This is a genomic window from Pseudomonas kitaguniensis (assembly GCF_049199985.1).
Lineage (GTDB): Bacteria > Pseudomonadota > Gammaproteobacteria > Pseudomonadales > Pseudomonadaceae > Aquipseudomonas > Aquipseudomonas kitaguniensis.
In genome coordinates this window covers 29611-42271 of sequence record NZ_JBLZPT010000012.1, presented here as the reverse complement: position 1 = coordinate 42271, position 12661 = coordinate 29611, and the positions used below count along the sequence as shown (strand labels likewise).

General features: G+C 61.9%; 13 protein-coding genes. 11 read left to right on the top strand and 2 right to left on the bottom strand.

Annotated features, from left to right (window positions below):
• Position 1: 1 nt before the first annotated feature.
• Positions 2 to 196, bottom strand: coding sequence for a hypothetical protein (locus ACOZK9_RS16155; RefSeq protein WP_058413601.1), 195 nt, complete (start codon positions 194 to 196; stop codon positions 2 to 4).
• Positions 197 to 747: 551 nt separating this feature from the next.
• Here ACOZK9_RS16155 and pcaR point away from each other — a divergent pair.
• The 11 genes from pcaR to pcaC all read left to right on the top strand — a co-directional run bounded on the left by pcaR (position 748) and on the right by pcaC (position 11575).
• Positions 748 to 1590, top strand: a complete 843-nt coding sequence (gene pcaR / locus ACOZK9_RS16150) for a pca regulon transcriptional regulator PcaR (protein WP_058413600.1) — start codon at positions 748 to 750, stop codon at positions 1588 to 1590.
• Positions 1591 to 1737: 147 nt separating this feature from the next.
• A complete protein-coding gene (gene pcaK / locus ACOZK9_RS16145; protein ID WP_152751221.1) occupies positions 1738 to 3078 on the top strand; it encodes a 4-hydroxybenzoate transporter PcaK in 1341 nt (446 codons plus the stop codon).
• Between the two features lie 186 nt (positions 3079 to 3264).
• A complete protein-coding gene (locus ACOZK9_RS16140) occupies positions 3265 to 4122 on the top strand; it encodes a CoA transferase subunit A (protein WP_152751220.1) in 858 nt (285 codons plus the stop codon).
• On the top strand, positions 4122 to 4901 hold the full coding sequence (locus ACOZK9_RS16135) for a CoA-transferase subunit beta (RefSeq protein WP_122250522.1): 780 nt from the start codon (positions 4122 to 4124) through the stop codon (positions 4899 to 4901). The genes ACOZK9_RS16140 and ACOZK9_RS16135 overlap by 1 nt, the downstream gene beginning before the upstream one ends.
• A complete protein-coding gene (pcaF, locus tag ACOZK9_RS16130; protein ID WP_421556222.1) occupies positions 4898 to 6100 on the top strand; it encodes a 3-oxoadipyl-CoA thiolase in 1203 nt (400 codons plus the stop codon). The genes ACOZK9_RS16135 and pcaF overlap by 4 nt, the downstream gene beginning before the upstream one ends.
• A 17-nt stretch (positions 6101 to 6117) precedes the next feature.
• Entirely contained in the window at positions 6118 to 6822 is a 705-nt protein-coding gene (pcaH, locus tag ACOZK9_RS16125) for a protocatechuate 3,4-dioxygenase subunit beta (protein ID WP_058413595.1), read from the top strand.
• Between the two features lies 1 nt (position 6823).
• Positions 6824 to 7390: a protocatechuate 3,4-dioxygenase subunit alpha gene (pcaG, locus tag ACOZK9_RS16120; protein ID WP_152751216.1), complete on the top strand. Its 567-nt coding sequence runs from the start codon at positions 6824 to 6826 to the stop codon at positions 7388 to 7390.
• A gap of 221 nt (positions 7391 to 7611) precedes the next feature.
• Positions 7612 to 8907, top strand: coding sequence for an MFS family transporter (locus ACOZK9_RS16115; RefSeq protein ID WP_099238535.1), 1296 nt, complete (start codon positions 7612 to 7614; stop codon positions 8905 to 8907).
• A 10-nt stretch (positions 8908 to 8917) separates the two neighbouring features.
• Positions 8918 to 10282, top strand: a complete 1365-nt coding sequence (locus ACOZK9_RS16110) for a 3-carboxy-cis,cis-muconate cycloisomerase (protein WP_421556195.1) — start codon at positions 8918 to 8920, stop codon at positions 10280 to 10282.
• Between the two features lie 26 nt (positions 10283 to 10308).
• The gene (gene pcaD / locus ACOZK9_RS16105) at positions 10309 to 11100 is read left to right on the top strand and encodes a 3-oxoadipate enol-lactonase (protein ID WP_421556194.1); all 792 of its coding nucleotides are present in this window, start codon (positions 10309 to 10311) and stop codon (positions 11098 to 11100) included.
• 82 nt (positions 11101 to 11182) lie between these two features.
• Positions 11183 to 11575: a 4-carboxymuconolactone decarboxylase gene (gene pcaC, locus ACOZK9_RS16100; protein WP_024073913.1), complete on the top strand. Its 393-nt coding sequence runs from the start codon at positions 11183 to 11185 to the stop codon at positions 11573 to 11575.
• Positions 11576 to 11578: 3 nt separating this feature from the next.
• On the opposite strand, the gene ACOZK9_RS16095 is transcribed toward pcaC, so the two are convergent.
• Positions 11579 to 12463, bottom strand: a complete 885-nt coding sequence (locus tag ACOZK9_RS16095) for a polysaccharide deacetylase family protein (RefSeq protein ID WP_421556193.1) — start codon at positions 12461 to 12463, stop codon at positions 11579 to 11581.
• Positions 12464 to 12661: the final 198 nt, after the last annotated feature.

Genomic DNA, 12661 nt, shown 5'->3' with positions numbered 1-12661 from the left:
ATTAGTCGGTCTTGAGTTCCTGCTCGATTTTTTGGATTTCCTGGGCAAAGGCCTGGTCGAGCAAGCTGGCTCGCTTGCGCCAAGGCTTGCGCTCGGGCTCTGGCTGAGCGGCGTAGGTGGTGACTTCCCCGCCGTAAACGTCCTTGTAACGTTGCTCCTGGCGCTCAAGTTCCGCGCGCAGTTCGTCTTTCGTCACAGTATTACCTAATTCAGTTGAGTGTATTTGATGTGCAGCGTCATGCCTGAAAGTCGCCCTCGGGGCATTTCAAGTTGAACGCTGTAGCCGTTCAAGTTTGGAAGCAGGGCCAAAAGGTCATGTCGTTTAATCGAATGCTTGTGACTGACATGCCGGCCGTTTGCACGTCTGGCGAGCTCCACTCCCGATAATCATACCGGGCTGACCTCTACACACGCTGCATTATAGCGGCGCATTTGAATAACACTATCATGATTAACTTAAAAAACGTCAATCTCGCGTGAGGGTTTTGTTACATACAGAAGCAAGTAGTTACGCAGAACGCCGGCACAAGTTCCGTCGACATTCTAAATGTGCGCGTGAGTGCATAAAGTTTATAGCGCCATCAGGCAATTCTAAAACTTGGCTGTGGGCGGTAAATTGCGATAATCGACTGATCGTCCGATAATCGCCCAATGTCGCAGGCCCGCGCCTTGTACATCCCGACCTGCGCGGCTTGTAATAGCGGCCAACCCTCCCGGCGGTTGAAAACAAGAGAAAGGAACCCCTGAATGAACGATCAATTGCGCAACTCCTTCGCGTCAGTAGCGCCGCCGATCGTGGCGTCACCGGCCAAGCGCATCCAGGCGTTTACCGGTGACCCGGACTTCATGACTTCTCTGGCGCGTGGCCTGGCCGTGGTGCAGGCGTTCCAGGAACGCAAGCGGCACCTGACCATCGCGCAGATCAGCCACCGCACCGAAATCCCCCGCGCCGCCGTGCGACGTTGCCTGCATACCTTGATCAAACTCGGCTACGCAACCACCGACGGGCGCACCTATTCGTTGTTGCCCAAGGTGCTGACGCTGGGGCACGCCTATTTATCGTCCACGCCATTGGCCGTATCGGCCCAGCCGTATCTGGACCGCATGAGTGAGCAGCTGCACGAAGCCTGCAACATGGCGACCCTGGAGGGCGATGACATCTTGTATATCGCCCGTTCAGCCACCACCCAGCGCCTGATTTCGGTGGACTTGTCGGTAGGCGGGCGGTTACCGGCGTATTGCACGTCCATGGGCCGTATCCTGCTGGCGGCGCTGGATGACGCCTCGCTGCAGGACTACCTTGACCACGCCGACCTGCCGACCAAAACCAGCCGCACGTTGACCACGCCCCAAGCGCTGTTCGAGTGCCTGCAACAAGTGCGTCAGCAGGGCTGGTGCGTGGTCGATCAGGAACTCGAACAAGGCCTGCGTTCCATCGCGGTGCCGGTGTACGACGCCTCCGGCCAAGTGCTCGCCGCGCTCAACGTCAGCACTCACGCCGCCAGGGTCAGCCGCAGCGAATTGGAGCAACGTTTCCTGCCGAGCATGCTCAGTGCCAGCCGCGAGCTGAGTGCGCAACTGTTTGCCTAAGCTGTTCGGTGACCGCACAGATCCACGCGTGATCAATTGACGATGTTCCGCCTGGCTTATTAAGGTGCGGCAGCGCTATCAGCGTTGCCCCAATAATAATGACGACTTCAAGTCGTTGGCCCGCCCATCGGTGTGGAAATAACAATAATGAGTCAGCCCTCTGTCGGTACTAACCTGGACGTACAGTCCTTTATCAATGCCCAGCCGCTGTCACGCTACCAGTGGCGCGTGGTGATCCTGTGTTTCCTGATCGTTTTTCTCGATGGCCTCGACACCGCTGCCATGGGCTTTATCGCGCCCGCGCTGTCGCAGGATTGGGGCATCGATCGCGCCAGCCTCGGCCCGGTGATGAGCGCCGCGTTGATCGGCATGGTTTTCGGCGCACTCGGCTCTGGCCCGCTGGCCGACCGGTTCGGTCGCAAAGTGGTGTTGGTGGGCGCGGTGCTGGTGTTTGGTGCCTTCAGCCTGGCGTCGGCCTACAGCGCTAATGTTGACCAGTTGCTGGTGTTGCGCTTCCTCACCGGGCTGGGCCTGGGCGCCGGTATGCCCAACGCCACCACGCTGCTGTCCGAATACACCCCCGAGCGCCACAAGTCGTTGCTGGTGACCAGCATGTTCTGCGGCTTCAACCTGGGCATGGCCGGTGGCGGGTTTATCTCGGCCAAGCTGATCCCGGCGTTCGGCTGGCATAGCTTGCTGCTGATCGGCGGCATTCTGCCGTTGATGCTGGCGGTGGTATTGCTGGTGTGGTTGCCGGAGTCGGCGCGTTACTTGGTGGTGCGCAATCGTGGCACCGACAAAGTGCGCAAGGCGCTGTCGCCCATCGAGCCCGTCAGCGTTGCCCAAGCCAGCAGTTTCAGCGTGCCCGAGCAAACAACCGTCAAGGCGCGCAACGTGTTCGCAGTGATTTTCTCCGGCACCTACAGCGCCGGCACCTTGTTGTTGTGGCTCACCTATTTCATGGGCCTGGTGATTGTTTACCTGCTGACCAGTTGGCTGCCGACCCTGATGCGTGACAGCGGTGCGAGCATGCAGCAGGCCGCGTTTATCGGCGCATTGTTCCAGTTGGGCGGCGTGTTAAGTGCCGTCGGCGTGGGCTGGGCCATGGACCGCTTCAATCCGCACAAGGTCATCGGCACTTTTTACCTGTTGGCCGGGGTATTTGCCTACGCGGTCGGGCAGAGCCTGGGCAACATCACCGTGCTCGCGACGCTGGTGCTGATCGCCGGCATGTGCGTCAACGGTGCGCAGTCGGCGATGCCGTCCCTTGCTGCGCGTTTTTACCCGACCCAGGGCCGCGCCACTGGCGTGTCGTGGATGCTCGGCATCGGCCGCTTCGGCGCCATCCTCGGTGCCTGGATGGGCGCGACCTTGCTTGGCCTCGGCTGGAACTTTGAACAGGTGCTGACCGCGCTGGTGGTGCCGGCAGCGCTGGCCACCGCAGCGGTTGTGATCAAAGGCATGGTCAGCCACGCCGACGCCACCTGAGGGCTGGTGCGGGAGAGGGCTTGCTCCCTCGCGCATTTAAACCAGATTCGCACCGAGGATTATCCGTTCGATAATCGAACGCTGAGTCGATTATCGGATTGTTTGGCCCATTTGCCCGGCTTAACCTTGGTTCACTTCGGCGCCACCTCAGCGCCTTTTTCGATCCACACCGGGAGCCCGAACCCCATGGCTGAAATTCTTGCGCTGCGTGACGCGGTGAAGCAATTGGTGAACGACGGCGATACCGTCGCACTCGAAGGCTTCACCCATTTGATCCCTACGGCAGCGGGTCATGAAATCATTCGTCAGGGCAAGAAAGACCTGACGCTGGTGCGTATGACGCCTGACCTGATCTACGACCAGTTGATCGGTGCCGGGTGCGCCCGCAAGCTGATTTTCTCGTGGGGCGGCAACCCCGGCGTCGGCTCCTTGCATCGCCTGCGCGACGCGGTCGAGAAGCAATGGCCGCAGCCGCTGGAAATCGAAGAACACAGCCACGCCGACCTTGCCAATGCCTACGTCGCTGGCGCTTCGGGCCTGCCATTCGCGGTGCTGCGGGCCTACGCAGGCTCCGACCTGCCGAAGGTCAACCCGCTGATCAAAACCGTGACCTGCCCGTTCACCGGCGAAGTGCTCGCGGCGGTGCCCTCGGTGCGCCCGGACATCAGCGTGATCCACGCGCAAAAGGCCGACCGCAAGGGCAACGTGTTGCTCTGGGGCATTCTGGGGGTGCAGAAGGAAGCGGCATTGGCCGCCAAGCGTTGCATCGTCACCGTCGAAGAAATCGTCGACGACCTCAACGCGCCGATGAACAGTTGCGTGCTGCCGACGTGGGCCTTGACTGCGGTGTGCCATGTGCCCGGCGGCGCGCACCCGTCCTACGCACACGGTTACAACGAGCGCGATAACCGCTTCTACCAGGCGTGGGACCCGATCGCTCGTGACCGTGAGACCTTTACCGCCTGGATCGACGAGTACATCCACGGCACCGCCGACTTCAGTGAATTCCAGGCCAAGCTGGCCACCGCGCAGGAGGCCCAGTAATGGCTTACTCGACCAATGAAATGATGACCGTGGCCGCCGCGCGCCGCCTCAAAAACGGCGCGGTGTGCTTCGTCGGCATCGGCCTGCCGTCCAAAGCCGCCAACCTCGCGCGCCTGACCTCGTCGCCGGACGTGGTGCTGATCTACGAGTCTGGCCCGATTGGCGCCAAGCCCTCGGTGCTGCCGCTGTCCATCGGCGACGGCGAATTGGCGGAAACCGCCGACACCGTCGTGCCCACCGGCGAGATTTTTCGCTACTGGCTGCAAGGCGGGCGCATCGATGTGGGGTTTCTCGGCGCCGCTCAAGTCGACCGTTTCGGCAATATCAACACCACCGTGGTCGGCGATTATCACCAGCCTAAAGTGCGCTTGCCGGGTGCTGGCGGCGCACCGGAGATCGCCGGTTCCGCCAAGAGCGTGCTGATTATTCTCAAGCAATCGTCGCGCTCGTTTGTCGACAAGCTGGATTTCATCACCTCCGTCGGCCACGGCGAAGGCGGCGATTCACGCAAACGCCTGGGCCTGCCGGGTGCAGGTCCCGTAGGGATTATTACCGACCTGTGCATCATGGAGCCGGAAGAGGGCACTCATGAGTTCGTCGTCACCGCGCTGCACCCAGGCGTCACACGCGAGCAAGTGGTGGCGGCCACCGGTTGGGCGATTCGTTTTGCCGAGCAACTGACCACCACGGCCGAGCCCACCGACATCGAACTGACGGCCCTGCGTGATCTTGAAGCACGCACTGCCGCCGCCCATGGCCAAGCCCCCGGAGAAGCCTGATGCGCGAGGTATTTATCTGTGATGCGATTCGCACGCCCATCGGCCGCTTTGGCGGTGGCCTCTGCAGCGTGCGCGCCGATGACTTGGCGGCCCTGCCGATCAAGGCATTGATCGAGCGCAACCCCTCGGTGGATTGGCGCGCAGTCGACGAAGTGTTCCTCGGCTGCGCCAACCAGGCCGGTGAAGACAACCGCAACGTCGCACGCATGGCGCTGTTGCTCGCCGGCCTGCCGGAAAGCGTGCCGGGTGTGACCCTCAACCGTTTGTGCGCTTCGGGCATGGACGCCATCGGCACTGCGTTTCGCGCCATCGCCAGCGGCGAAATGGAGCTGGCGATTGCCGGTGGCGTCGAGTCGATGTCCCGCGCGCCGTTCGTTATGGGCAAAGCCGACGCGGCGTTTTCACGCAACATGAAGCTGGAAGACACCACCATCGGCTGGCGTTTTATCAACCCGTTGATGAAGGCCCAATACGGTGTGGACGCCATGCCGCAAACCGCCGATAACGTCGCCGATGACTTCAAGGTATCGCGCGCCGACCAGGACGCTTTTGCCCTGCGCAGCCAGCAACGCACCGCCGCTGCGCAAGCCGCCGGGTTCTTCGCCGAAGAGATCGTGCCGGTACGGGTGGCGCATAAAAAAGGCGAAACCCTGGTCGATCAGGATGAGCACCCAAGAGACACCACACTGGAGGCCCTGAGCAAACTCAAACCGGTGAACGGCTCGGACAAAACGGTGACCGCCGGCAATGCCTCCGGTGTGAACGACGGCGCGGCGGCGCTGATTCTGGCGTCTGCCGACGCGGTAAAAAAACATGGCCTGACCGCCCGCGCCCGCGTGTTGGGCATGGCCAGCGCCGCTGTCGCACCGCGGGTAATGGGGATTGGCCCGGTGCCGGCGGTACGCAAATTGGTGGAGCGTCTGGGCTTGGCGATCAGTGACTTTGATGTGATCGAACTCAACGAAGCATTCGCCAGCCAAGGCCTGGCGGTGCTGCGCGAGCTGGGCATCGCCGATGATGCGCCGCAGGTCAACCCGAACGGCGGTGCTATCGCCCTTGGCCATCCGTTGGGCATGAGCGGCGCGCGGCTGGTGTTGACAGCTCTGCATCAGTTGGAAAAAACCGGCGGCCGCAAAGGCCTGGCGACGATGTGTGTGGGCGTCGGCCAAGGCTTGGCCTTGGCGATTGAACGGATCTAACAAGAGAGGATTGCTGCATGAGTGACAAGCCCGGATACCGGCGCCCGCAAGCGGGCACTCAACCTGATTACCTGCACCCGGCCTACCAGTCGACGAACCTGCGTTCGCCCTCCCAGCCGTTGGTGTTTCTGCCGCATTCGTTGTCGGAAATCACCGGCCCGAGCATCGGCGCCGAGCGGATTGCCGATAAAGACAACGACCTGACGGCCCAGCACGAAGGCGAGCCGCAGGGCGAGCGCATCATCATTCATGGTCGTGTGCTGGATGAAAACGGCCTGCCGCTGCCGGGTATTCTGGTGGAGATCTGGCAAGCCAACGCCGCCGGTCGCTACAACCACCAGCGCGACCTGCACGATGCGCCGCTGGACCCGAACTTTACCGGCACCGGCCGCACCGTCACCGACGCCGACGGTTGGTATCAATTCCAGACCATCAAGCCCGGCGCCTACCCGTGGGGCAACCACCACAACGCGTGGCGCCCGGCGCATATCCATTTTTCGCTGTTCGGCCCGAGTGTGCTGACGCGCTTGGTCACGCAGATGTATTTTCCCGGCGATCCGCTGCTGGAGTACGACCCGATCTACAACTGCGTACCGGACACCTCGGCCAAGCAGCGCCTGATCGCGCGTTTCGACCTGGAAAAAACCATTCCTTCCTATGCCCTCGGCTACCGCTGGGACATCGTCCTGCGCGGCCGCGACGCCACGCCGATGGAGAAATGAGATGACCCTTAATGCGACCACGTCCCACACCGTTGGGCCGTATTACCACATCGGCCTGACTTGGCTGAACCGCGAAGACCTGACCGTACCGGCGACTCTTGGTGAGCGCGTGGCGATCAGCGGGCAAGTGCGCGACGGCAACGGTGATGTCGTCAACGACGCGATGCTCGAAGTCTGGCAGGCGAATGCCGCCGGCAAGTACGACCACCCTGAAGACGAGCAAGACAAAGCCTGCGACCCGAACTTCGAAGGCTTCGGCCGGGTGCCGGTGGACGCCGAAGGGCGTTTTCGCTTTACCACGATCAAGCCGGGCAGCGTGCCGGGGTTGAAAGGCACGACCCAGGCGCCGCACCTGGTGGTGTTGGTGTTTGCCCGTGGGCTGGTGAAACACTTGCTGACGCGGATTTATTTCGACGGTGAGGCGTTGAATGGTGATGACCCATTGCTGGCGTGTGTACCGGCAGCGCGGCGCAGCACCTTGATTGCCCGGCAGGATGCGGCAGGTGTGCACCAGTGGGATGTGGTGTTGCAGGGCACAGACAAGGAGACCGTGTTTTTCGACTATTGAGTTGGTTTGAGATCGCATCGGGAGCAAGCCCCCTCCCACATTTGAATGCATTCCCAGCTCCACATGCAGGAAGGCCTGGTGAATGTGAGCAGGTCAAAATGTGGGAGGGGGCTTGCTCCCGATGAGGCCCTCTCAGGCAACCCATAGCCAAAAGTCTGCTTGCGGAACGTGGTTGTTGCAAAGTATGTCTAGGCTATAACCGTTCCCTCAGAGTAAAAAAAATGACAACAACAACCAGTCACTACACCGGAGAAGAGCGCCGAAAACGAATTTTTGCGATTGTCGGTGCGTCCTCCGGCAACCTCGTCGAATGGTTCGACTTCTACGTCTACGCGTTCTGCGCGATTTACTTCGCCCCGGCATTTTTTCCGTCGGACAACCCTACGGTGCAACTGCTCAACACCGCCGGTGTGTTCGCCGCCGGTTTCTTGATGCGGCCTATCGGCGGCTGGCTGTTTGGCCGGGTGGCCGACAAGCACGGGCGCAAAAACTCGATGATGATCTCGGTGCTGATGATGTGCGCCGGGTCCCTGGTCATCGCCTTTTTGCCGACCTACAAAGACATTGGCGCCTGGGCACCGGCCTTGCTGCTGGCCGCGCGCTTGTTCCAGGGCCTGTCGGTGGGCGGCGAATACGGCACCACCGCCACCTACATGAGCGAAGTCGCGCTCAAGGGCCAGCGCGGCTTCTTCGCCTCGTTCCAATACGTCACCCTGATCGGCGGCCAGTTGCTGGCGGTGCTGGTGGTCGTGATCCTGCAACAGTTTCTCAGCGAAGACGAACTGCGCGCCTGGGGCTGGCGGATTCCGTTCGTGATCGGTGCGATTGCGGCGGTGATCTCGCTGTTGCTGCGCCGTACCCTGAAGGAAACCACCAGCAAGGAAACGCGCCAGGACAAGGACGCCGGCAGCATTGCCGCGCTGTTCCGTGACCACAAGACAGCGTTCATCACTGTGCTCGGCTACACCGCCGGTGGCTCGCTGATTTTTTACACGTTTACCACCTACATGCAGAAATACCTGGTGAACACCGCCGGGATGCACGCCAAGACCGCCAGCTACATCATGACCGGCGCGCTATTCCTCTACATGTGCATGCAACCGCTGTTCGGCATGCTGGCGGACAAGATCGGCCGACGTAACTCGATGCTGTGGTTCGGCGCGCTGGGCACCCTGTGCACGGTGCCGATTTTGCTCAGCCTGAAAACCGTCAGCAGCCCGTTCCTGGCCTTTGTGCTGATCACCCTGGCCTTGGCCATCGTCAGTTTCTACACCTCGATCAGCGGCTTGGTGAAGGCGGAAATGTTCCCGCCGCAAGTGCGCGCACTCGGTGTGGGCCTGGCGTACGCGGTGGCCAATGCGATTTTTGGCGGCTCGGCGGAATACGTGGCGTTGGGCCTTAAATCCCTGGGCATGGAAAACACCTTTTACTGGTACGTCACGGCGATGATGGCGGTGGCGTTCCTGTTCAGTTTGCGCCTGCCCAAGCAGGCGGCTTATTTGCACCACGATCTGTAAGGGATGAGTTATGACGCTGCGCACGAGCAATCAGCTGTTCGACGCTTACTTCACGGCTGACAGCATGGCCGAAGTGTTCTGCGACCAAGGGCGCCTGCAGGGCATGCTGGATTTCGAGGCCGCGCTGGCACGCGCCGAGGCCAAAGTCGGATTGATCCCGCAGGCCGCCGTCGCACCGATCGCCCAAGCCTGCCTTGCGTCTTTGTACGACGTGGATGCGCTTGGCGAGGCGATTGCCACGGCCGGCAACTCGGCGATTCCACTGGTGAAGGCGCTCGGCAAGCTGATTGCCAGTGAAGACGTCGACGCCGAGCGCTACGTGCATGTGGGCGCCACCAGCCAGGATGTGATGGACACTGGCCTTGTTCTGCAACTGCGGCGCGCGATTGAGCTGATCGACACTGACCTGGCGCAATTGGGCGACGTACTTGCGGCGCAGGCCCAGCGTTATGCGAGCGTGCCACTGGCTGGTCGCACGTGGTTGCAGCACGCCACGCCGGTGACCTTGGGGATGAAAATCGCCGGTTGGCTGGGGGCCGTGACGCGCAGCCGCCAGCGCCTGGCCGAGTTGAAGCCACGCGTGCTGGTCGTGCAATTTGGCGGTGCGTCCGGAACCCTCGCAGCGCTCGGCGAACAGGCGATGCCGGTGGCTGAGGCGCTGGCGGCGGAGCTGCAACTGGGCATGCCCGAGCAACCCTGGCACACCCAGCGTGATCGGTTGGTGGAGTTCGCCAGCGTGCTTGGCTTGATCGCCGGCAGCCTGGGCAAAGTCGGCCGCGATATAAGCCTGCTGATGCAGACCGAAGCGGCGGAAGTCTTTGAGCCGTCAGCACCGGGCAAAGGCGGTTCCTCGACCATGCCGCACAAACGCAACCCGGTGGGCGCCGCCGTGTTGATCAGCGCCGCCACGCGCGTGCCGGGCCTGGTCGCCACGATGTTCAGCGCCATGCCCCAGGAGCACGAGCGCAGCCTGGGCCTGTGGCATGCCGAATGGGAAACCCTGCCGCAGATTTGCCGGCTGGTGTCCGGCGCCTTGCACCAGGCGTTGCTGGTGAGTGAAGGCCTGGAAGTCGACCCCGAGCGCATGGCACACAACCTTGATTTGACCCAAGGCCTGGTGCTGGCCGAAGCCGTCAGCATCGTGCTTGCCCAACGCCTGGGCCGCGAAACCGCGCACCATCTGTTGGAACAGTGCTGCAAGCGTGCGGTCGCAGAAGGGCGGCATCTGCGCGCGGTACTGGCGGACGAACCGCAGGTGTGTGCCGAGCTGTCGCCGGCTGAACTGGACCGCCTGCTGGACCCGGCCCACTATTTGGGCCAGGCGCGTACGTGGGTCACTCGCGCGGTGGCCGAACACTTTGCATTGACCGCCTGACTGCCTGACGCCAAAAGGAGACCGCTGTGGCATTTATACAACTCGCCGAGGGCGAACTGCACTACCAACTGAATGGGCCTGTGGATGCGCCAGTGTTGGTGCTGTCCAACTCGTTGGGCACTGACTTGCATATGTGGGACATCCAGATCCCGGCCTTCACCGAGCATTTTCGCGTGCTGCGGTTCGACACCCGTGGCCACGGCAAATCCTTGGTGACCGACGGGCCGTACAGCATTGAGCAACTCGGGTATGACGTGATCGCGCTGCTGGATGCCTTGGGCATTCAGCGTGCGCATTTTTGCGGGCTGTCCATGGGCGGCTTGATCGGCCAATGGCTGGGCATCAACGCGGGTGAGCGCCTGCACCGGCTGGTGATCTGCAACAGCGCTGCCAAAATCGGCACGCCCGAGGTCTGGAACCCGCGCATTGAAACGGTTCTGCGCGACGGCGCGGCCGCCATGGTCGCACTGCGCGATGCGTCGATTGCGCGCTGGTTCACCGCCGATTTCGCTGCGGCGAATCCGCATCAGGCCAAGCAGATTACCGACATGCTCGCGGCCACAAATCCCCAAGGCTATGCGGCCAACTGCGCAGCGGTACGCGACGCGGATTTCCGCGAGCAATTGTCATCGATCAAAGCGCCGACCCTGGTGATCGCCGGCAGTGAAGACGCGGTCACGCCGCCCTCCGGTAGCCACCTTATTCAGGCTCAAGTGCAGGGCGCCGAGTACGCTGAGTTTTATGCGGCGCACTTGTCGAGCGTCCAGGCCGGCGCTGCGTTCAGCCAGCGCGTGCTGGAGTTTTTGCTGGCGCGTTGACCCGCCTGAACCTGTGGCGAGGGGCTTGCTCGCCACAAGGTTGTTCCGGTTTTTTTGTTGCCCGGTTTGTTAAGGAGTTTTTGTGGACGAGAAACAACGTTATGCCGACGGCCTGCAAGTGCGCCGCGAAGTGCTGGGCGACGCGCATGTCGACCGCAGCCTGAATGCCCTGACCGAGTTCAATAGCGAGTTTCAGGAAATGATCACCCGCCACGCCTGGGGTGACATCTGGACCCGCCCCGGCCTGCCTCGGCATACCCGCAGCCTGATCACCATCGCCATGCTGATCGGGATGAACCGCAGCGAAGAACTCAAGCTGCACCTGCGTGCGGCCGCCAGCAATGGCGTAACCCGCGCCGAGATCAAGGAAGTGCTGATGCAAAGCGCGATTTACTGCGGGATTCCGGCGGCGAACGCGACGTTTCACCTCGCCGAGTCAGTGTGGGACGAGCTGGGTGTTGAGTCCCGCGAATAGGGCTTAGCGCGAGTCGGCATCCCACACCCAGTTCCACACACCCGGCAGATGCACCGGTTCATTCACATCCTTCACCGTGCGCGCCAGCGCCGCGCGCTCCAGTGCGGCGTGGTCGGTGTAGAACGGTTCGGTGGCGGTTTTGATGCCGTTGATGCGGGCGCTGTCCATCAGGATTTGCAGGTATTCCTGTAAATGCCGCGCGGTGTAGCGGTTGATGTCGTGGAAGGTCACCACCACCGGTATCACGCCATCCACCGTCGGCAACTCGCCCAGCGCGATGTGCTCGCGGACCACCGACAGTTGCCGATACAAATTGGCGCGGCGCCGCGGGCTGCCGTTGAAACCCCAGATTTTGCCGTCATTCGCACTCAGGTCGGTGAGCAGCACCTGCATGCCGTGGCGCTGGTAAGCGGCGAAGGTGCGCTTGTCGTAGTTCCAGAAGGGTGGGCGCACCAGCACAGGCGAGGTGCCGGTGATCGCGGCAATATGCGCTGCACCCACGGTGAGCGTGCGTTCCAGCTCGGCGTCATTCAGCCAGCGGTGGTTGGTGTGAAACGCCGTGGCGGTGTGGAAGGCGAGGATATGGCCAGCGGCGTATTCACGCTGCAGGGTCTTTTGGCCGCGAGGGCTGCCGCCGGAACGCGAGCCTTCAGTCTGCACGAAGAACACCGCCTTGATGCCCGGCAATACCGGGTTGTGCGCCAGGTCGGCGACCACCGAACGTGTTGGGTTGTTGTAGCCTGACGCGCTGGGACCGTCATCGAAGGTCAATAGAAACCGGATCGGTGCTTGGGCCTGCAGGCGTTGTTCGGTCTGCGCTGTCAGGGCGATGGGCGCGCCGATGCAGCCGCTGAGCAGGATCGACAGAATGACAATGAGGTAGTTCATGGCGGCCTGGGCTAAGAAAGGTTGATCCGCGTCGATGAGCTCCCTGCGCCGACCGAAAGGCGCGAGAACAATACAGCATGATCGTGCCCGCCTTCACGGCTAAAGCGTGCCGATAGTCTTAAAGGCGCAGGTTTAGGTTTGTTTCTGGGCTTTATCTGAGACCGAACGCGTTCAACTGTGGCAGCGGGCGTGCTCGCG